Annotated in this window: 19 protein-coding genes; 18 read left to right on the top strand and 1 reads right to left on the bottom strand. The window is 68.6% G+C overall.

Annotated features, from left to right (window positions below; genetic code table 11):
• The first annotated feature begins 14 nt into the window (after positions 1 to 14).
• Positions 15 to 632 (top strand): hypothetical protein, encoded by a 618-nt coding sequence (locus tag IEY88_RS33855; RefSeq protein ID WP_189158988.1) that lies wholly within the window; start codon positions 15 to 17, stop codon positions 630 to 632.
• Here the strand turns inward: IEY88_RS33855 and IEY88_RS33850 are convergent.
• Positions 617 to 1453 (bottom strand): inositol monophosphatase family protein, encoded by an 837-nt coding sequence (locus IEY88_RS33850; protein WP_189158987.1) that lies wholly within the window; start codon positions 1451 to 1453, stop codon positions 617 to 619. The two genes, IEY88_RS33855 and IEY88_RS33850, sit on opposite strands and share 16 nt — an antisense overlap.
• Positions 1454 to 1597: 144 nt before the next feature.
• Between IEY88_RS33850 and IEY88_RS33845 the strand changes: the two genes are divergently transcribed.
• From IEY88_RS33845 to IEY88_RS33765, 17 genes are all read left to right on the top strand, one after another.
• Positions 1598 to 2671, top strand: a complete 1074-nt coding sequence (locus tag IEY88_RS33845) for a glycosyltransferase family 4 protein (RefSeq protein WP_229694025.1) — start codon at positions 1598 to 1600, stop codon at positions 2669 to 2671.
• Positions 2668 to 3765: a glycosyltransferase family 4 protein gene (locus IEY88_RS33840; protein ID WP_189158985.1), complete on the top strand. Its 1098-nt coding sequence runs from the start codon at positions 2668 to 2670 to the stop codon at positions 3763 to 3765. The genes IEY88_RS33845 and IEY88_RS33840 overlap by 4 nt, the downstream gene beginning before the upstream one ends.
• Positions 3766 to 3800: 35 nt before the next feature.
• On the top strand, positions 3801 to 4517 hold the full coding sequence (locus tag IEY88_RS33835) for a demethylmenaquinone methyltransferase (protein WP_189158984.1): 717 nt from the start codon (positions 3801 to 3803) through the stop codon (positions 4515 to 4517).
• A 224-nt stretch (positions 4518 to 4741) separates the two neighbouring features.
• A complete protein-coding gene (locus IEY88_RS33830) occupies positions 4742 to 6007 on the top strand; it encodes a geranylgeranyl reductase family protein (protein WP_189158983.1) in 1266 nt (421 codons plus the stop codon).
• Between the two features lie 267 nt (positions 6008 to 6274).
• A complete protein-coding gene (locus tag IEY88_RS33825; protein ID WP_030478224.1) occupies positions 6275 to 6640 on the top strand; it encodes an NADH-quinone oxidoreductase subunit A in 366 nt (121 codons plus the stop codon).
• Positions 6641 to 6647: 7 nt separating this feature from the next.
• Positions 6648 to 7199 carry a NuoB/complex I 20 kDa subunit family protein gene (locus tag IEY88_RS33820; RefSeq protein ID WP_090013186.1) on the top strand — a complete coding sequence of 184 codons (552 nt, stop codon included), beginning with the start codon at positions 6648 to 6650 and terminating at the stop codon, positions 7197 to 7199.
• Positions 7196 to 7948, top strand: coding sequence for an NADH-quinone oxidoreductase subunit C (locus IEY88_RS33815; RefSeq protein WP_189158982.1), 753 nt, complete (start codon positions 7196 to 7198; stop codon positions 7946 to 7948). The genes IEY88_RS33820 and IEY88_RS33815 overlap by 4 nt, the downstream gene beginning before the upstream one ends.
• Positions 7945 to 9351: an NADH-quinone oxidoreductase subunit D gene (locus tag IEY88_RS33810; RefSeq protein ID WP_189158981.1), complete on the top strand. Its 1407-nt coding sequence runs from the start codon at positions 7945 to 7947 to the stop codon at positions 9349 to 9351. Before IEY88_RS33815 ends, IEY88_RS33810 begins: the two co-directional genes overlap by 4 nt.
• Positions 9348 to 10064 (top strand): NADH-quinone oxidoreductase subunit NuoE, encoded by a 717-nt coding sequence (gene nuoE, locus IEY88_RS33805; protein WP_189158980.1) that lies wholly within the window; start codon positions 9348 to 9350, stop codon positions 10062 to 10064. The genes IEY88_RS33810 and nuoE overlap by 4 nt, the downstream gene beginning before the upstream one ends.
• An 8-nt stretch (positions 10065 to 10072) precedes the next feature.
• Positions 10073 to 11353, top strand: coding sequence for an NADH-quinone oxidoreductase subunit NuoF (gene nuoF, locus IEY88_RS33800; protein ID WP_189158979.1), 1281 nt, complete (start codon positions 10073 to 10075; stop codon positions 11351 to 11353).
• Positions 11350 to 13800: an NADH-quinone oxidoreductase subunit G gene (locus IEY88_RS33795; RefSeq protein ID WP_189158978.1), complete on the top strand. Its 2451-nt coding sequence runs from the start codon at positions 11350 to 11352 to the stop codon at positions 13798 to 13800. The genes nuoF and IEY88_RS33795 overlap by 4 nt, the downstream gene beginning before the upstream one ends.
• Positions 13801 to 13823: 23 nt before the next feature.
• A complete protein-coding gene (gene nuoH / locus IEY88_RS33790; protein WP_189159129.1) occupies positions 13824 to 15119 on the top strand; it encodes an NADH-quinone oxidoreductase subunit NuoH in 1296 nt (431 codons plus the stop codon).
• 2 nt (positions 15120 to 15121) lie between these two features.
• Positions 15122 to 15637 (top strand): NADH-quinone oxidoreductase subunit NuoI, encoded by a 516-nt coding sequence (nuoI, locus tag IEY88_RS33785; protein ID WP_189158977.1) that lies wholly within the window; start codon positions 15122 to 15124, stop codon positions 15635 to 15637.
• Positions 15634 to 16485: an NADH-quinone oxidoreductase subunit J gene (locus tag IEY88_RS33780; protein WP_373294240.1), complete on the top strand. Its 852-nt coding sequence runs from the start codon at positions 15634 to 15636 to the stop codon at positions 16483 to 16485. Before nuoI ends, IEY88_RS33780 begins: the two co-directional genes overlap by 4 nt.
• Positions 16482 to 16781 carry an NADH-quinone oxidoreductase subunit NuoK gene (gene nuoK, locus IEY88_RS33775; RefSeq protein WP_030473209.1) on the top strand — a complete coding sequence of 100 codons (300 nt, stop codon included), beginning with the start codon at positions 16482 to 16484 and terminating at the stop codon, positions 16779 to 16781. The genes IEY88_RS33780 and nuoK overlap by 4 nt, the downstream gene beginning before the upstream one ends.
• A 10-nt stretch (positions 16782 to 16791) precedes the next feature.
• A complete protein-coding gene (nuoL, locus tag IEY88_RS33770; protein WP_189158976.1) occupies positions 16792 to 18729 on the top strand; it encodes an NADH-quinone oxidoreductase subunit L in 1938 nt (645 codons plus the stop codon).
• The gene (locus tag IEY88_RS33765) at positions 18726 to 20294 is read left to right on the top strand and encodes an NADH-quinone oxidoreductase subunit M (protein ID WP_189158975.1); all 1569 of its coding nucleotides are present in this window, start codon (positions 18726 to 18728) and stop codon (positions 20292 to 20294) included. The genes nuoL and IEY88_RS33765 overlap by 4 nt, the downstream gene beginning before the upstream one ends.

Genomic DNA, 20294 nt, shown 5'->3' with positions numbered 1-20294 from the left:
GCACGATCGAAGTCATGGTGGTCGTCCGTTCAGCTCTCTGGGGTGCCCTGATCGGCACCCTGCTCATGGGCGTCCTCACCACGGTCATCGACCTGTCGACCCCCAGCGACAAGCCGACCTCGGCCATCATCACCTTCCTCGCGATCTCCTTCGTCTCCGTCCTGTTCGGCGGCATCCCGGGAGCCGTCGTCGGCACCGTCGTGGGCGCCATCCGCAACTCGGTCCAGCGCCCGCGGCGGCAACCCCTGCCGATGCACCCGCCGTTCCCGCAGCAGCCTTTCGACATGTGGTCCGACCTGGTCGAACGTTGTTCGGAGTCGACGCGCAGGGTCGCCGCGGCGGTCCAGACCGTGCCGAACTCACCCGCCAAGGACTGGCTGCGGCGCATCAGCGAGCAGCTCGCCGAGGAGCTCGACGACGTGCGCGGCATCGCCCAGCTCGGCAGGGCGCTGGGAGCCGTCGACCGGCAGCACCCCGTCTACCAGCGGCTGCTCAAGGCCACGCACGACTTCCACGCGTTCGAGAACGAGGTCGGACGGGTGGCGCTGCAGATGTTCGACCACCCGGAGCTGGACGAGGCCCGCACGCACCTCGAGGTGCTGGAGAACCAGCTCCCTCAGCTGTCGACCTGAAGCGCCGACTGCCACCAGCTCAGCACCTCGTCCGCTGCCTCGGGAGCGGCCACCAGAAGCCCGTCCACGGGCAGTTGGGCGCCCTCGCCGCGCCGGTCGAGCACGACCGCACCCGACTCCACGGCCAGTGACACCGCACCGGCGACGTCCCACTCGTGGTAGCCGTGCAGAACGGCGGCCGCCACGTGACCCAGGGCCACCTGTGCGACGGCGAGACACTTCGAACCGAGGACGCGCACGCCCGTGCCGGCTATCGCGGCCGTCGAGATGAACTCACCCATGCCGGGCCACGGCCCGGTGCGCGTCATCTCGGTGCATACGACAAGAGAGTCGCCTTGGCGTTCGGTCAAACGAACCGGGGCGCCGTTCGCGCGCATGCCACGGCCACGAGCGGCGGCGTAGATCTGCGAGCGGTACGGGTCTGCGACGACACCGACGACGGGGCCCCAGCGGTCCACCAACGCGAGGCTGTAGGCGCACCAGGGCATGCCCGCGGTGTAGTTCGCGGTGCCGTCGACGGGATCGACGACCCAGCGGAACTCCGAGTCGCTCGGGGCGTCCCCGTCGTCGGAGTTCTCGCAGAACACGGGGATCGAGGGGAACTCGGCGGTGAGCACGCGCCGGGTGTGGCGTTCGAGGGTGCGGTCGGTGTCGGTGACCCAGTCGAACGGGGACTCGCCGGAGTCGGGACGCACGCCGCGACCGGCGGTGGCCATGATGACGTCCGAGGCGTCGTTCGCCAGGCGACCGGCGACTTCCAGCGCGATGGACACCAGTCCGGGGTCTACCGGCTGCGCGGGGCGGGACGACAAGACGGTCATGCTGGCCTAGTTTCACCGCGTCGTGTGTCCGGAAACCGAAGCGCAGATGACGAAACGACGATCACCTGGCCACGACGTGAGGTGTTCCGTCCGCGTCAAATCTGAGGTCACGCGGACTTCATGCGGGCACCCCATGGTGTCCCTGTGCGCGTAGCGATCGTGACCGAGAGCTTCCTGCCCCAGGTCAACGGAGTCACCAACTCGGTGCTCCGGGTCCTGGAGCACCTGCGCCGCAACGGACATCAGGCGATGGTCGTTGCGCCGGGCGCGGGTGCCGACGAGCACCACGGCACGCCGGTCGTCAGAGTGTCGACGGTCGACGTGCCCAGGGTGACGAGTCTCCCCATCGGCGTGCCGAGCCCGAGAGTGCTGCACGCGCTGGCCGACTTCCAGCCAGACGTGGTGCACCTCGCCTCGCCGTTCGTGCTCGGCGCCTACGGCCTCAGAGCGGCCCGCAAGATCGACGTCCCGACCGTCGCGGTCTACCAGACCGACGTGGCCGGGTTCGCCGGCAGCTACGGCCTGGGCCTCACCAAACGAGCGGCGTGGCGCTGGACCAGACGCCTCCACTCGCTGGCGGACCGCACCCTCGCCCCATCCAGCTCAGCCGTGCAGGCCCTGGAGCACCACGGCGTCCCGCGCGTGCACCGGTGGGGCAGAGGTGTCGACATCGATCTTTTCCACCCGCGTCCCAGGCACAACGACGAGCTCACCATCGGCTACGTCGGCCGCCTGGCCCCGGAGAAGCAGGTCTCGCGGCTCCGTGAGCTGCACGACCTGCCCGGCGTGAAGCTCCGCGTCGTCGGCGACGGCCCGGACCGCGAGCAGCTCGAGAAGGACATGCCCGGCGCCGAGTTCCTGGGCTTCCGCACCGGCCAGGAACTGGCCGAGGCCTACGCCTCCCTCGACGTCTTCATCCACACCGGCCCGCACGAGACGTTCTGCCAGGCCGTCCAGGAGGCCCTCGCCACCGGCCTCCCGGTGCTCGCCCCGAACGCGGGCGGCCCGCGCGACCTGGTCCGCCACGGCCGCACCGGTTACCTCTTCGAGGACGACATCGCGCAGTACGTGGACCTCCTGCGCGACCCGCTGCTGCGCAAGCGCTTCGGCCTCGCGGCCCGCAAGTCCGTCCTGACCCGCACCTGGCCGGCGATCTGCGACGAACTGATGGGCCACTACGCCGCCGTGATCGGACTAACGCACCAGGCGGCCGCTTGAGGATCGTGCAACTGGCCAACTTCTACGGCCCCAAGTCCGGCGGCCTCCGCACGGCACTGCACCACCTCGGCACCGGCTACGCACAGCTGGGCCACGAGGTGGTGCTGGTCGTGCCGGGACCCCAGCACGCGGACGAGGCGCTACCAGGCGGCGTCCGCCGGATCACGCTGCCCGCGCTCAAGATCCCGTACACCGGCGGCTACCGGGTCGTGGACCCGTGGCGCGTGAAGTCGTTGATGGAGCAGCTGAAGCCCGATCGCCTGGAGGTGTCCGACCGCCTCACGCTGCGGGGCATGGGCGCCTGGGCGAGCGAACGCGACATCCCGAACATCGTCATCTCCCACGAACGCCTGGACCGCCTGCTCCGGTTCGTGCTCCCCGGCACCCCGGCCGAACGTGGCGCGGACTGGGCGAACCGCCGCATGGCAGCCTCCTACGACACCGTCGTCTGCACGACGGCGTTCGCCCGCGAGGAGTTCGACCGGATCGGCGCGACGAACGTGGCCCAGGTACCCCTCGGCGTGGACCTCACCACCTTCACCCCGCGCCGCCACTCGGCAGACCTCCGCCGAGACCTCTTGCAGGGCAAGGAGAACCTGCTGATCCACTGTGGACGGCTCTCGCCGGAGAAGCACGTCGAACGCTCCGTCGACACCCTCGCCGAACTCCACGAACAGGGCCACTCCGCCCGCCTGGTCATCGCGGGCGACGGCCCGAGACGCGCCTCACTGGAGAAGCGCGCGGCGAACCTGCCCGTGACGTTTTTGGGCTTCGTGAAGTCGCGTTCGGACGTCGCAGCCCTTCTCGCCTCAGCGGACCTCTCCCTGGCACCGGGCCCGCACGAGACGTTCGGCCTGGCGGCCCTGGAGGCACTGGCCAGCGGCACCCCGGTCGTCGTGAGCCGGAGCAGTGCCCTGAAGGAGATCGTCCAGCCGTCCTGCGGCGCGGCGGTCCCGGACCACGCCTCTGCCTTCGCCAGCGCCGCTCAGCGCCTGCTGGAATCAGGCTCACGAGAGGCCGCCAGGGCCCGAGCCGAGCAGTACCCGTGGCACGCGGCGGTGGGCGGCATGCTCACCGCGCTGAAGGTGCCCTGAAGAAGATCTCAGCACCCCTGACCTAGTCTCTAGACATGTCGCGAGCCGGCCTGGACAAGAACCCCCGCGAGGTAGCCGAGATGTTCGACGGCGTGGCCAAGGGCTACGACCGCACGAACTCGGTCATGACGCTGGGCTTCGACCGCCGCTGGCGGGAGTGGAGCAGGCGAGTCCTCGACGCGCGCCCCGGCGAGAAGGTCCTGGACCTCGCCGCGGGCACCGCCGTCTCCACCGTCGAGTACGCCGCCTCAGGCGCCTGGTGCGTCGCAGCCGACTTCTCCGTGGGAATGCTCGCCTCAGGAGCCCACCGCCGAGTCCCCAAGGTCGCGGCAGACGCCCTGCGCCTCCCGTTCAAGGACAACTCGTTCGACGCCGTCACGGTGTCCTTCGGCATCCGGAACTTCAACGACACCGTCGTGGCCCTCCGAGAGATGGCACGCGTCACCAAGCCAGGCGGCCGCATGGTCATCTGCGAGGTCTCCACTCCGGTCTTCAAGCCGTTCCGCATCGTCTACATGCGCTACCTCCTGAAGCTCCTCCCGCTGATCGCGAAGTTCGTCTCCAGCAACCCCGCCGCGTACTCCTACCTGTCCGAATCGATGGCCAGCTGGCCGGACCAGCGCACGCTCGGCGAGTACATCTCGCAGGCGGGCTGGGAGGACGTGGCCTGGTTCAACCTGACGGGCGGCATGGTCGCGCTGCACCGCGCGACGAAGCCGAAGCCGAAGGCGGACGAGCCGACCGAGGCCTGAGAACCGCACCCGCCCGCGCGGTGTCGAGCCGGCACGCGAGGTACCTCGTACGAGACCTGACGTCCCGAGCGTGACAGCTGGAGCGCGCCAGCGTGACCACCCCGCTGGAACGCGACCACCCGCCCGCAACAGCACCCGCACGACCCCAGACCGCCCGAGACCCTCAGCAACGTCCGGTTAGAGTCGCCAGCAGAAGCTGTGACCGGTACACGCAGGGAGTCTGGATGAGCAGGCGCGGGATCAACGAGGACGCCGACGTCATCGTCGTGGGCGCGGGACCGGCGGGTTCCACCGCCGCCACCTACCTCGCCAGGGCGGGCCTCGACGTCCTCCTCCTGGAGAAGAGCACCTTCCCGCGGGAGAAGGTCTGCGGCGACGGCCTCACCCCGCGAGGCGTCAAGCAACTCATCGACCTGGGCATCGACACCCGCGAGAGCAACGGCTGGCTCCACAACAAGGGTCTCCGCGTCGTCGGTGGCGGCGTGACGATGGAGCTGGACTGGCCGGACCTGGCCACGTTCCCGAACTACGGCGTGGTCCGCCCGCGCATGGACTTCGACGAGATGCTCGCGAACGCCGCGAAGGCCGCCGGCGCGCGCATGCACGAGCACACCACCGTCACGAAGGCCATCGTCGAGAACGGCCGCGTGGTGGGCGTCGAAGCCAAGCAGGGACCGGAAAAGAACCCGGTCACCTACCGGGCGCCCATCGTCGTCGGCTGTGACGGTGTGTCAGCGCGCCTCGCCCTCAGCATCGGGCTGCAGAAGGACGACGACAAGCCGATGGGCGTCGCGGTCCGCCGCTACTACAACAGCCCGCGCACCAAGGACGACTACCTCGAAAGCCACCTCGAGCTCTGGGCCCCGGACGGCCAGCTGCTGCCCGGTTACGGCTGGATCTTCGGCATGGGCGACGGCAGCGTGAACGTCGGTCTGGGCATTCTCAGCACGTCGAAGGCCTACGGCACGACCGACTACCGCCAACTACTCCGGAGCTGGCTCGACGGCACCCCGGAGGAGTGGGGCTTCCGCGAGGAGAACGCGACCAGCCGGATCGGTGGCGCCGCGCTGCCCATGGGCCTCAACCGCAAGCCGCACTACCGCGCGGGCATGGTGCTCGTCGGTGACGCCGGCGGCATGGTCAACCCCTTCAACGGCGAGGGCATCGGCTACGCCATGGAGTCGGCCAAGATCGCCAGCGAGAGCATCGTCCAGGCCCTCGCGCGCACCGGCGTCAACCGTGAACGGGCGCTGCACGGCTACCCGGTCCGCATCGAAGAGGCCCTCGGCAGTTACTACCGGCTCGGGAACGTCTTCTCGAAGCTCATCGGTAATCCGGCGATCATGCGGACCGCAACGAAGTACGGAATGCCGCGGAAACGCCTGATGAAACTGGTGCTCAAGCTGCTTGCGGGCCTCTACGACCCCAAGGACGGCGACTCAATGGACAAGCTGATCGTGGCCGCCACGAAGCTCGCTCCCAGCGCGTAAATTACTCCGAATAGGTGACGGCACCGGCTCAATACGAGCCGGTGCCGTTTCGCATGTGACGGCCACGTTAAATCACCAGGTCAGACCCTGTGACGTAGGTCATTTACAGGCGTTCTACACTGGCGAGCGACCTTGTGAATCACTTCACAACAGTGCGCACAGGCTTGTGAACTGTTTCACAAGCGTTTGTTAGGGTCGCCTAACAAATAGGTCGCGGAACTACACCCTTAGGGTGCGCCTCGACACGCGAGGAAAGGACGACGGAGCGTGCTTGACCCTTACCTCCCCCTCGTATTGATGTTCGCGCTCGCCGGGGCGTTCGCACTGTTCTCGGTGACCGCGGCCCCCTACATCGGACCCCGCCGCTACAACAAGGCGAAGCTCGACGCGTACGAGTGCGGCATCGAGCCGAGCCCGCAGCCGGTGGTGGGTGGTGGGCGCATGCCCGTCGCGTACTACCTGACGGCGATGCTGTTCATCTTGTTCGACATCGAAATGGTCTTCCTCTACCCGTTCGCCGTAGCGGCCGACAAGCTCGGCCTGTTCGGGCTGGTGGAGATCGTCCTGTTCGTCGCCACGGTCGGCTTCGCGTACGTCTACGTGTGGCGTCGCGGCGGCCTCGACTGGAACTGAGGAAGTCATGGGTCTCGAGGAGAAGCTCCCGAACGGCATCCTGCTGGTCAGCGTCGAGAAGCTGGTCAACTGGACCCGCAAGTCCTCGCTCTGGCCTGCCACCTTCGGCCTGGCCTGCTGCGCCATCGAGATGATGACGACGGGTGGTCCGCGCTACGACCTGGCCCGCTTCGGCATGGAGGTCTTCCGGGCCTCACCGCGCCAGGCGGACCTGATGATCGTGGCCGGCCGCGTCACCAACAAGATGGCGCCGGTCCTGCGGCAGATCTACGACCAGATGCCGGAGCCGCGCTGGGTCCTGGCCATGGGCGTGTGCGCCAGCACCGGCGGCATGTTCAACAACTACGCGGTGGTGCAGGGCGTCGACCACGTCGTGCCCGTCGACATGTACCTGCCGGGCTGCCCGCCGCGGCCGGAGATGCTGATGGACGCGATCCTCAAGATCCACGCCAAGATCATGGACGAGCCGCTGGGCGCCGTGCGCGCCAAGGCGCTCGCCGACTCGGGCTACCGCACCGACCTCATCCCGTCGTCCGAGCGTTTTGCGAGGAAGAAGTGACCGAGCCAGGGGGAGAGCACTCCAGCGTCAACAACCGCGCTGGGGAGGACCTCGAGAAGACGAACCCGACGGAGGCGAAGGCCAAGGCGCCGATCCTCGCGGGCAAGGAGCGCCAGGGCCTCTTCGGCGTCACCGGCTCCGGTGACACGTCCGGTTTCGGTGGCCTGCGCCTGCCCGCTCACGTCTCCGCTCCGTCCGAGCGCCCGTTCGGCGGCTGGTTCGACGAGGTCGCGGACGAGTTGTTCGCCGCCATCGGCGACAAGGACCTGCCCGCCGACACGGTGCAGCAGGTGACGGTCGACCGCGGCGAGATCACCTTCTACCTCAGGCCGGAGACGTTGCTGGAGGTCGCGCGGATCTTCCGCGACACCCCGTCGCTGCGCTTCGAGCTCTGCAGCTCGGTGTCCGGTGTCGACTACGGCGCCGACGTGCCGCAGCGCCTGCACTCGGTCACCCACCTCACGTCGATGACGTACCGCCGCCGCGTGCGGCTGGAAGTCGCCGTCGACGTCGAGCACCCGCACGTGCCGAGCCTCGTCGAGGTCTACCCGACGGCGGACTGGCAGGAGCGCGAGACCTGGGACATGTTCGGGATCATCTACGACGGTCACCCCGGACTGACCCGCATCCTCATGCCGGACGACTGGGACGGACACCCCCAGCGCAAGGACTACCCGCTGGGCGGCATCCCGGTGGAGTACAAGGGCGCGGAGATTCCTCCGCCGGACCAGAGGCGGTCCTACTCATGACCGAGCGGCTTTCGGACGTCACCACCGGCACCAACACCAGCGCGACCGGTAGCGACAGCACGGACGACGTCACCACCCGCACCGAGACGCCCCAGGCCCCCGAGGTCGCGGACTCCCGGAAGACCACCGAGGGCACCGTCTACACGGTGACCGGCGGCGACTGGGACGAGGTGCTCGCGGACGCGGTCCACGACGAGCGCATCGTCATGAACCTCGGCCCGCAGCACCCCTCGACCCACGGCGTGCTCCGCCTGGTCCTGGAGCTCGAGGGCGAGACGGTCACCCACGCCCGCAGCGTGATCGGCTACCTGCACACCGGCATCGAGAAGAACCTCGAGTACCGGAACTGGGTGCAGGGCGTCACGTTCATCACGCGCACCGACTACCTGGCGCCGCTGCACCACGAAGCGGCGTACTGCATGGGCGTCGAGAAGCTGCTCGGCATCAAGGTGCCGGACAGGGCCGAGGCGATCCGCGTCCTCCTCATGGAGATCAACCGGATCAGCTCGCACCTCGTCGCACTCGCCACCGGCGGCATGGAGCTCGGCGCCCTCACCGGCATGACCTCCGGCTTCCGCGAGCGCGAGGAGGCCCTGCACCTGCTGGAGCACCTCACCGGCCTGCGGATGAACCACGCGTTCATCCGTCCCGGCGGTCTCGCGCAGGACCTGCCGAGCGACGGCGTCGAGAAGATCACCGCGTTCGTCAAGATCATGGAAAAGCGGCTGCCGGACTACGACAAGCTGCTCACCGGTCAGCCGATCTGGCGCAACCGCCTCGCGGGCGTGGGCTACCTGCCCGTCGACGCGTGCCTCGCGCTCGGCATCACCGGCCCGATCCTGCGGTCCGCGGGCCTCGCCTGGGACCTGCGCAAGATCGAGCCGTACGCCGGCTACGAGAACTACCAGTTCGACGTGCCCACCTCGAACGCGGCGGACTGCTTCGCGCGGTACCTGCTGCGCCTCGAGGAGATGCACCAGTCGCTGCGGATCATCAAGCAGGTCGTGAAGAGCCTGCCGACCGGTCCGGTCATGGTCGAGGACGCAAAGATCGCGTGGCCCGCGCAGCTCACGATCGGCAGCGACGGCATGGGCAACTCGCTCGAGCACGTCCGCAAGATCATGGGCCAGTCCATGGAGTCCCTCATCCACCACTTCAAGCTGGTGACCGAGGGCTTCAAGGTCCCGGCGGGCCAGGTCTACGTGCCGGTCGAGTCGCCGCGCGGCGAACTCGGCTACCACATCGTCTCCGACGGTGGCACCAGGCCGATGCGCGTGCACGTCCGCGAACCAAGCTTCGTGAACCTCCAGTCGATGCCCGCGATGTGCGAGGGCGGCATGGTCGCCGACGTCATCGCGTCCGTCGCCTCGATCGACCCGGTGATGGGTGGGTGTGACCGATGACCCAGGCTCCAGAACAGACCTTCGACCAGTCCACTGAGGACCGCGCGCAGGCGATCATCGCCCGCTACCCGCAGGCCCGCAGTGCGCTGCTCCCGATGCTGCACCTGGTGCAGTCCGTCGAGGGCTACGTCTCCCAGGAGGGCATCCGGTTCTGCGCCGGGCAGCTCGACCTGAGCGAGGCCGAGGTCAGCGCGGTCGCGACGTTCTACACGATGTACAAGCGCCGCCCGTGCGGTGAGCACCTGGTCAGCGTGTGCACGAACACGCTGTGCGCGGCGCTGGGCGGCGACGAGATCTACTCGACGCTCAAGAGCCACCTCGGTGTGGGCCACGAGGAGACCGCGGGCGAGCCGGGTACGCCGGGCTCGATCACGCTGGAGCACGCCGAGTGCCTCGCCGCGTGCGACCTCGGTCCGGTCCTCCAGGTGAACTACGAGTTCTACGACAACCAGACGCCGGAGAAGGCCCTGGGACTCGTGAAGGCGTTGCAGTCGGGGGAGAAGCCCGCCCCGACGCGCGGTGCCCCGCTCACCGACTTCAAGCAGGCCGAGCTCCAGCTCGCCGGGTTCTTCGAGGGTCGCGACGCCGACCTCGACGGCCCGTCGGCGGCGCCGGAGACGCTGGCCGGTGCGCAGATCGCCCAGGAACGCGGCTGGGACGCGCCCGCGATGCCGTCCAACGCCGAGTTCCCCGCCCTGCCGGAAAAGAAGTAGGGACGAACATGGTTGACCCGCTGACTCCCGTTCTCACCAAGCGCTGGACCGAGCCCAGGTCCTGGACCATCGAGACCTACGAGCGCACCGGTGGTTACACCGCCCTGCCCAAGGCGCTGGGGGCCCACCCGGACCAGCTCATCCAGCAGTGCAAGGACTCCGGACTGCGCGGCCGTGGCGGCGCGGGGTTCCCCACCGGCATGAAGTGGGGCTTCATCCCGCAGGGCGACGGCAAGCCGCACTACCTCGTCATCAACGCCGACGAGGGCGAGCCGGGCACCTGCAAGGACATCCCCACGATGATGGCGGACCCGCACTCGCTGATCGAGGGCGTGATCATCACGTCGTACGCGATCCGCGCGAACTTCGCGGCGATCTACGTCCGCGGCGAGGTCCTGCACTGCATCCGCCGCCTCAACGCGGCGGTGCGCGAGGCGTACGCCAAGGGCTACCTGGGCAAGAACATCCTCGGCAGCGGGTTCGACCTCGACGTCGTGATCCACGCCGGCGCCGGCGCGTACATCTGCGGCGAGGAGACCGCGCTGCTCGACTCGCTGGAGGGCCGTCGCGGCCAGCCGCGGCTCAAGCCGCCGTTCCCCGCGACCTCGGGCCTCTACGCGTCGCCCACCGTGGTGAACAACGTCGAGACCATCGCGTCGGTCCCCTTCATCGTCAACGGTGGCGCGGACTGGTTCCGCGAGATGGGTCGCGACCGGTCGCCCGGTCCGAAGATCTACTCGCTGTCCGGTCACGTCACGCGGCCCGGCCAGTACGAGGCGCCGATGGGCACCACGCTCCGGCAGTTGCTGGACATGGCCGGCGGCATGAAGGACGGCATCCCGCTGAAGTTCTGGACGCCGGGCGGCTCGTCCACCCCGCTGTTCACCGCCGAGCACCTCGACGTGCCGCTGGACTTCGAGGGTGCCGCCGAGGCCGGTTCGATGCTGGGCACCACCGCCCTGCAGATCTTCAACGAGACCGTGTCCGTGCCGTGGGCCGTCATGAAGTGGACGGAGTTCTACAAGCACGAGTCGTGCGGCAAGTGCACGCCGTGCCGCGAGGGCACGTACTGGCTCGTGCAGATCCTGCAGCGGATGGTGGCGGGCAACGGCACGGCGAGCGACATCGACACGTTGCTCGACGTCTGCGACAACATCCTCGGCCGCTCGTTCTGCGCGCTGGGTGACGGTGCCGTCAGCCCGATCACCAGCGGCATCAAGTACTTCAAGGACGAGTTCCTCGCCCTGTGCGACCAGAACTCCAAGGTCCTGGCTGGAGCGAACGCATGACCATCGCGCCTGACAAGCCCACCGCAGCCGAGGTTGTCGTACCGGAAGGTCACGTCAAGCTCGTCATCGACGGTGAAACCGTTGTCGCGCCCAAGGGTGAGCTGCTGATCCGCACGGCCGAGCGCCTCGGCACGGTCATCCCGCGCTTCTGCGACCACCCGCTGCTGGAGCCTGCGGGCGCCTGCCGCCAGTGCCTCGTCGAGGTCGAGATGGGCGGCCGGCCGATGCCGAAGCCGCAGGCCTCCTGCACGATGACGGTCGCGGACGGCATGGTCGTGAAGACCCAGCTGACCTCGCCCGTCGCGGACAAGGCCCAGCAGGGTGTGATGGAGCTGCTGCTCATCAACCACCCGCTGGACTGCCCGATCTGCGACAAGGGCGGTGAGTGCCCGCTGCAGAACCAGGCGATCGCCCACGGCCGCAGCGACTCCCGCTTCCACGAGCACAAGCGGACGTTCCCGAAGCCGATCAACATCTCCACGCAGGTGTTGCTCGACCGCGAACGCTGCGTGCTCTGCCAGCGCTGCACCCGGTTCTCCGCGCAGATCGCCGGCGACCCGTTCATCGAACTGCTCGAACGCGGTGCGCTGCAGCAGATCGGCACGGCGCCGGAGAAGCCGTTCCAGTCGTACTTCTCCGGCAACACCATCCAGATCTGCCCGGTCGGCGCGCTCACCAGCGCCGCCTACCGGTTCCGCGCCCGCCCGTTCGACCTGGTGTCGACGCCGAGCGTCTGCGAGCACTGCTCCTCCGGTTGTGCCGAGCGCACCGACTGGCGGCGCGGCAAGGTGCAGCGCAAGCTCGCCGGCGACGACCCGCAGGTCAACGAGGAGTGGATCTGCGACAAGGGCCGGTTCGCCTTCCGCTACGCCACGACCGGGGACCGCATCAAGCGGCCGTTGGTCCGTGACAAGGAGAGCGGCGAGCTGCGCGAGTCGTCCTGGACCGAGGCCCTGCAGGTCGCGGCCGAGGGCCTGACGGCGGCACGTGAGGCGAACGGCGTCGGTGTCCTCACCGGTGGCCGGCTGACCGTCGAGGACGCCTACGCGTACTCGAAGTTCGCCCGCATCGCGTTGCACACCAACGACATCGACTTCCGCGCCCGGCCGCACAGCGCCGAGGAGCTGGAGTTCCTGTCCGGCACCACGGTGTTCACGAACCCGGACAACGGCGTCACCTTCCAGGGCATCGAGTCCGCACCGGCCGCGTTGCTGGTCGCGTTCGAGCCCGAGGAAGAGGCGCCGATCGTCTTCCTGCGCCTGCGCAAGGCCGCTCGCAAGGGCACCACGAAGGTCTTCCACCTCGGCCAGTTCACGACCCCGGCCGTGGAGAAGACGTTCGGCACGCTGCTCGCCTGCGTGCCCGGTGCCGAGGCGAACGCCATCAACGCGTTGTCGGAGCACGCTTCCGACGTCGTCGAGCTGCTGTCCAAGCCCGGCGCGGTGATCCTGGTCGGCGAACGTGCCGCCGTGATCCCCGGCGCGTTCACCGCGGTCGCCAGGCTGGCCGAGCGCACGGGCGCCCAGGTCGCGTGGATTCCCCGCCGTGCCGGTGAGCGCGGCGCGCTCGCGGTCGGTGCCACGCCGAACCTGCTGCCCGGCGGCCGCCACGTCGCGAACGCCGCCGCCCGCACCGAGGTCGAGCGCACCTGGGGTGTCGAGGAGGGCTCGCTGCCCGCGACGCCCGGCCGCGACACCACGGGCATTCTCGAGGCCGCCGCCGCCGGTCAGCTGTCCGGCCTGGTGGTCGGCGGCGTCGACCCGTTCGACCTGTCCGACCCGCGGCTCGCGGAGAAGGCGTTGGCGGGGGCCGGTTTCATCGTGAGCCTGGAGCTGCGTCCGAGCGCGGTCACCGCGTACGCCGACGTCGTGCTCCCGATCGCCCCGGCGGTCGAGAAGGCCGGCAGCTACCTCAACTGGGAGGGCCGCCACCGCGTGTTCGGCACCACCCTCGAGGGCACCGGCGCGCTGCCGGACTGCCGCGTGCTCGACACCCTCGCGGTGGAGATGGACGCGGACCTGTTCACGCAGACGCCCGCCGCCGCGGCGGCCGACCTGGCCCGCCTCGGCGAGGGCACGCCGAGCGGTTCGTCGCTCGACGTCGCCGCGCCGCTGGTGTCCCCGGCCGGGCCCGGCAAGGCCGTGCTCGCCACGTGGCACCGCCTGATCGGCAACGGCTCGCTGCAGGTCGACGAGCCGCACCTCGCCGGTACGGCCCGCCCGGTCGTCGCGAAGATCGCGGAGACCACCGCGCAGCAGTTCGGCCTGACCTCCGGCGGGTACGTCACGGTCTCCACCGACCGCGGCGCGATCACGCTCCCGGTCGAGACCGACGACCTGCCCGAGGGCGTCATCTGGCTGCCCACCAACTCGGGTGACGTGACCGTCCGGGCCACTCTCGGCGCGGGCCACGGCTCGATCGTCTCCGTCAGCGGAGGGACGTCATGACCCAGCAGTTCGTCGCAGCGGAGATCGGCGAGACCGCCAAGCTCCTCGCGGACGACCCGTTCTGGCTGATCCTGATCAAGGTCGTCGCGATCTTCGCCTTCCTCGTGGTCATGACCCTGTTCATGATCAACTGGGAGCGCAAGGTCGTCGCGCGCATGCAGCACCGCCCCGGCCCCAACCGGGTCGGCCCGAACGGCTGGCTGCAGTCGCTCGCGGACGGTCTGAAGCTCGCGTTCAAGGAGGACATCCGCCCGGTCCTCGCGGACAAGTGGGTGTTCTTCCTCGCCCCGGTGATCTCCTGCATCCCCGCGTTCCTCGCGTTCTCGGTGATCCCGCTCGCGGGCGAGGTCAACCTGTTCGGCGAGCAGACGGCGCTGCAGCTCGTCGACCTCCCGGTCGGCGTGCTCGTGGTGCTCGCCTGCTCCTCGATCGGCGTCTACGGCATCGTGCTGTCCGGCTGGGCCTCCGGCTCGCCGTACCCGCTGCTCGGCGCGCTGCGGTCGGCCGCGCAGGTGATCTCCTACGAGATCGCGATGGGCCTGTCGATCGTCGCGGTGATCATGTTCACCGGCTCGATGTCGACCGGTGACATCGTCGGCGCGCAGGCGACCACCGTGCTCGGGTTCGCCCCCGGCTGGTTCGGCTTCCTGCTGTTCCCCAGCTTCGCGATCTACGTCGTGTCGATGGTCGGCGAGACCAACCGCGCCCCGTTCGACCTCCCCGAGGCCGAGTCGGAGCTCGTCGGTGGTTTCCACACGGAGTACAGCTCGCTGAAGTTCGCGCTGTTCTTCCTCGCCGAGTACGTGAACATGGTGACGGTCTCGGCGCTCGCGACCACGCTCTTCCTCGGCGGCTACCACGCCCCGTGGAGCGGCGAGTTCATGAACACCGGCTGGTGGGGCCTGCTCTGGTTCATCATCAAGACGCTGGGCTTCCTGTTCATCTTCATCTGGCTGCGCGGCACGCTGCCCCGCATGCGCTACGACCAGTTCATGCGCCTGGGCTGGAAGGTGCTGGTCCCGACCAGCCTGATCTGGATCATGGCGGTCGCGGTCATCCGCACCGGCGCGATCCAGCAGCTCTCCACGGCGCAGCGGCTCATCGCGCTCGGCGTGGTCGTCGGCCTCGTGCTGCTGGTCTCGTTCCTGCTGCCGGACAAGAAGGTCCAGGACACCAAGGGCGTTCCGCTCGCGGGTTCCGGCTTCCCCGTGCCGCCGCTCGACCTCGTCGTCCCCAAGTCAGCGCCCAAGCGCAAGGTCAAGGTCGCCACCCTCCCCAAGGAGACGGCAGCCGTCACCACCGGTAAGGAGGCTGAGTAGGGATGTTCGAGTCCCTGAAAGGCTTCGGCGTCACCTTCGGCACCATGTTCAAGAAGGTGGTGACGGAGGAGTACCCCGAGGTCAAGAAGGTGACCGCGCCGCGGTTCCACGGCCGTCACCAGCTGAACCGGCACCCGGACGGCCTGGAGAAGTGCGTCGGCTGCGAGCTGTGCGCGTGGGCCTGCCCCGCGGACGCGATCTTCGTCGAAGGCGGCGACAACACCGAGGAGGCGCGTTTCTCCCCCGGTGAGCGCTTCGGTGCCGACTACCAGATCAACTACCTGCGCTGCATCGGCTGCGGCCTGTGCATCGAGGCCTGCCCGACCCGTTCGCTCACGATGACGAACGAGTACGAGCTCGCCGACGACAACCGCCAGGACCTGATCTTCACCAAGGAGGACCTGCTCGCCCCGCTGCTGCCCGGCATGGAGCAGCCGCCGCACCCGATGCGGCTCGGCGAGAACGAGCAGGACTACTACGTGAACGGCCCGCAGCTGGCCAAGGAGGCCCAGCAGTGAGCCTTCTCGTCAGCTTCCTGGCCCAGCAGCCGGAACCCGTGCAGAAGGTGGTCGACACCGTCACCACGGGCGAGGCCATCACGTTCTGGGTGCTCGGCCCGCTCGCGCTCGCCGGTGCGCTCGGCATGCTCTTCGCACGCAACGCGGTGCACTCCGCGCTGTGGCTCGTCGTGACGATGCTCAGCCTCGGTGTGCTGTACATGGTCCAGCAGGCGCCGTTCCTCGGTTTCGTGCAGATCATCGTCTACACCGGCGCGATCATGATGCTGTTCCTGTTCGTGCTGATGATGGTCGGCCGCGACAGTTCGGACTCCGTCGTCGAGGTGATCCGCGGCCAGCGACTCGCGGCCGCGTTGCTCGGCATCGGGTTCGCCGTGCTGCTGGTCGGCTCGGTCGGCCGCGCGCTGACCTCCGTCGAGCCCGCCGGTCTCGCCGAGGCGAACGCCACCAACGGCGGCAACGTCGGCAACATCGGCACGAAGCTCTTCACGGAGTACCTGTTCGCGTTCGAGCTCACGTCGGCCCTGCTGATCACCGCCGCCCTCGGCGCGATGATCCTGGCCTTCGTCGGCCGCGACGGGAAGCCCGCCAAGAAGACGCAGAAGGAGCTCGTGGAGGAGCGCTTCCAGGACGGCAAGCGCGTCGGCTCGCTGCCCGGCCCCGGCGTCTTCGCCACCGCCAACTCGGTGGCCACCCCCGCACTGCTGCCCGACGGCACGGTCGCGGAGGAGTCGCTGTTCGACGTCATCGAGGCGACCGACAAGTCCACGCTCTCGGACGACGTCGCCGAGGTGGCCGGCACCGCGCACGAGCCCGACGCGCACGCGCTCAAGGGAAGTGAGTCGTGACCCCCACCTACTACCTGCTGCTGTCGGCACTGCTGTTCAGCATCGGCGCCGTCGGCGTCCTGGTGCGCCGCAACGCCATCGTGGTCTTCATGTGCGTCGAGCTCATGCTCAACGCGGTCAACCTGAGCCTCGTGACGTTCGCGCGCATCAACGGCTCGCTCGACGGTCAGGTGATGGCGTTCTTCGTGATGGTCGTCGCCGCGGCGGAGGTCGTCGTCGGCCTCGCGATCATCATGTCCATCTTCCGGACGCGTCGCTCGGCCTCGGTCGACGACTCGAACCTGCTGAAGTACTGAGGGGTCACCGGTGACGGAACCTGTTGTCGCCAGCGGGGTCGCGAGCTTCGCCTGGTTGCTGTTGGCGCTGCCCGCGTTCGGTGCGGCGGTGCTGTTGGTCAGTGGCAAGCGCGCGGACAAGTGGGGCCACCTGCTCGGCAGTGCCACGCTGCTCGCGTCGTTCGGCTACGCGCTCGCGCTCTTCTTCACGACCCTCGGCGTCTCGAACGCCGAGGAGCGCGTCCAGAACCTGCACCTGTGGGACTGGATCGACGTCAACGCGCTGACCGTCGAGTTCGGACTGCGGATCGACCCGCTGTCGCTGACGTTCGTGCTGCTGATCACCGGTGTGGGCTCGCTGATCCACATCTACTCGATCGGCTACATGGCGCACGAGGAAGGCAGGCGGAAGTTCTTCGCCTACCTCAACCTCTTCGTCTCGGCGATGCTCCTGCTGGTGCTGGGCAACGGCTTCGTGACCCTGTACTTCGGCTGGGAGGGCGTCGGTCTCGCCTCGTACCTGCTGATCGGCTGGTACCAGTACAAGCCGGAAGCGGCATCGGCGGCCAAGAAGGCCTTCCTGATGAACCGCGTCGGTGACCTGGGCCTCGCGATCGCGATCTTCCTGATGTTCAACAGGCTCGGGACGACGCAGTACACCGAGGTCTTCAGCCGCGTCAGCGAGTTCTCCTCTGCCGAGGTCCTCGCGATCACGCTGCTGCTGCTCCTGGGTGCCTGCGGCAAGTCGGGTCAGTTCCCGCTCCAGGCCTGGTTGCCGGACGCGATGGCCGGCCCGACCCCGGTGTCCGCCCTGATCCACGCGGCGACCATGGTCACCGCGGGCGTGTACCTCATCGCCCGCTCGAACCCGCTCTACAACCTGAGCGAGGACGGCCGCCTGGTCGTCATGATCATCGGTGCGGTCACGCTGCTGATCGGCTGCATCATCGGTTGCGCCTACGACGACTTCAAGAAGGTCCTGGCGTACTCGACGGTCTCGCAGATCGGCTACATGATCCTCGCGGTGGGCCTCGGCCCGATCGGCTACGCGCTCGGCATCATGCACCTGCTGACGCACGGCTTCTTCAAGGCCGGGCTTTTCCTCGGTGCCGGTTCGGTCATGCACGGCATGAACGACGAGGGCAACATCCGCCGCATGGGCGGGCTCGCGAAGTTCCTGCCGATCACGTTCGTCACGTGGACGCTCGGCTACCTCGCGCTGATCGGCATCCCGCCGTTCGCGGGCTACTTCTCCAAGGACGCCATCATCGCGGCGGCGTTCACCGGTGAGGGCTGGCGGCCGTGGGTCTTCGGTGGCGTCGCTCTGCTCGGTGCCGCGCTGACCGCGTTCTACATGACGCGCCTGCTGATCCTCGTCTTCCTGGGCAAGCCCCGCTGGAAGGAACTGAAGTCCGAGGACGGCCGCGAGTACCACCCGCACGAGTCCCCGCTCACGATGACCGTTCCGATGATCATCCTGGCGGTCGGCTCGATCGGTGGCGGCTGGTTCCTCTCCTCCGGCGGACGTCTCGCCGGGTGGCTCGAGCCCTCGCTGGGCGAGCTGAAGGAGGAGCACGGCGTCATCTCGCACGGCATGGTCGGGATCCTGACTGTGGCGCTCGCGCTGGTCGGTGCCGGTCTCGCGTTCCTGCTCTTCGGCCGCCGCAAGCAGCCGGTCGAGCGGCCGGCGCGGGTGGCCTGGCCGGTGCGCGCGGCCCGTGCGGACCTCTACGGCAACGCACTGAACGAGGCCCTCTTCGCGCGGCCGGGCACCTGGCTCACCCGCGCGCTGGTGTTCCTCGACCTGAAGGGCGTCGACGGTGCCGTGAACGGCACGGCGGCGCTGCTCGGCGGTAGCTCCGGCCGGTTGCGCAGGCTGCAGACCGGGTTCGTCCGCTCCTACGCACTGTCCATGCTGCTGGGCTCGATCTTCGTGCTCGGGGCGCTCCTGGTGGTGAGGTTCTCGTGACCTGGGTTCTGATCGCACTGCTGGTGGTGCCGCTGGTCGGCGCGCTGGTGGTGGCGTTCCTGCGCAAGGACGACAAGAAGGCCAAGCTCGTCGCGCTGGCGTTCTCGCTCGTCGAGCTCGTGCTCGCGGTCCTGCTGTGGACGGCCTACGACCCGAACGGCGACCGCATCCAACTCGCCACCGGCGTGGACTGGATCCCGGCGTTCGGCGTGCGGCTGCAGTTCGGCATCGACGGCATCGCGCTGGTGATGATCGCGGTCATCGCGCTGCTGATCCCGCTGGTGATCGGTGCCGGCTGGACGGAGAAGCTGCCCGCCGGCCGTTCGCAGGGCGGCTACCTCTCGCTGATCCTGATCCAGGAGGCCGTGACGGTCGCGGTGTTCGCCGCCACCGACGTCTTCCTGTTCTACGTGCTCTTCGAAGTCATGCTGATCCCGATGTACTTCCTGATCGGCGGCTACGGCGGCGCCCGCAGGCAGTACGCGGCGGTCAAGTTCTTCCTGTACTCGTTCCTCGGCGGCCTCATCATGCTGGCCTCCGCGATCGGCGCGTACGCGATGGCGTCGGACGAGCTGGGCAAGGGCACGTTCGACTGGGCGACGCTCGTGAAGGTGGTCAGCGACGCCGACTCGACGACGCAGACCTGGCTGTTCCTCGGCTTCTTCCTGGCGTTCGCGATCAAGGCGCCGCTCGTGCCGTTCCACACCTGGCTGCCTGACGCGGCCGCCGAGGCGCCCATCGGCGTCACGGTGATCGTCGTCGGCATCCTGGACAAGGTCGGCACGTTCGGCATGCTGCGCTACCTGCTGCCGATGTTCCCGGAAGCGTCGAAGAACCTGGCGCCGTACGTCCTGGTGCTCGCGGTGGCCGGTGTCCTTTATGGATCGCTGCTCGCCACGGGCCAGCGGGACATGAAGCGGTTCCTCGCCTACGTCTCGATCGCCCACTTCGGCTTCATCGCGCTCGGCATCTTCTCGTTCACGTCGCAGGCAGGCGTGGGCTCGGTGTCGTACATGCTCAACCACTCGATCTCGACCGGCATGCTGATCCTCGTGGTCGGCATGGTGATCGCGCGCGGTGGTTCGTCGCTGATCTCCGACTACGGCGGCATGTCGAAGGTGGCCCCGCTGCTCGCGGGCATGCTGCTGCTGGCGGGTCTCACCACGCTGTCGCTGCCGGGCACGAACTCGTTCGTCTCGGAGTTCCTCGTGCTGATCGGCTCGTTCCCGACCCGTCCGGTGTTCACGATCATCGCGACGGTCGGCATGGTGCTCGCGGCGCTCTACGTGCTGTGGCTCTACCAGCGGATCATGACCGGCCCTCTGCGCGGCGACGCGCTGATCGGTGCGGCCGCGGGTCCGGGCGCCGTCGGCGATCCGGAGAAGAAGACCACCATCGGCGATCTGAACAAGCGTGAGATCGCCGTGCTGGCACCGCTCGTTGTCATCGTGCTGGCCCTCGGGTTCTACCCGCAGCCGGTGCTCGACGTCATCACCCCGACTGTCGGGGCGACGCTGACCGAGGTCGGCGTGACCGACCCGGTCACCGTGCAGGAAGGCAAGTGA

Origin of the sequence: Lentzea pudingi, assembly GCF_014646255.1 — a bacterium.
Lineage (GTDB): Bacteria > Actinomycetota > Actinomycetes > Mycobacteriales > Pseudonocardiaceae > Lentzea > Lentzea pudingi.
Note: the sequence above shows the minus strand (reverse complement) of the source record. Positions and strands in the feature narration are given on the sequence as shown.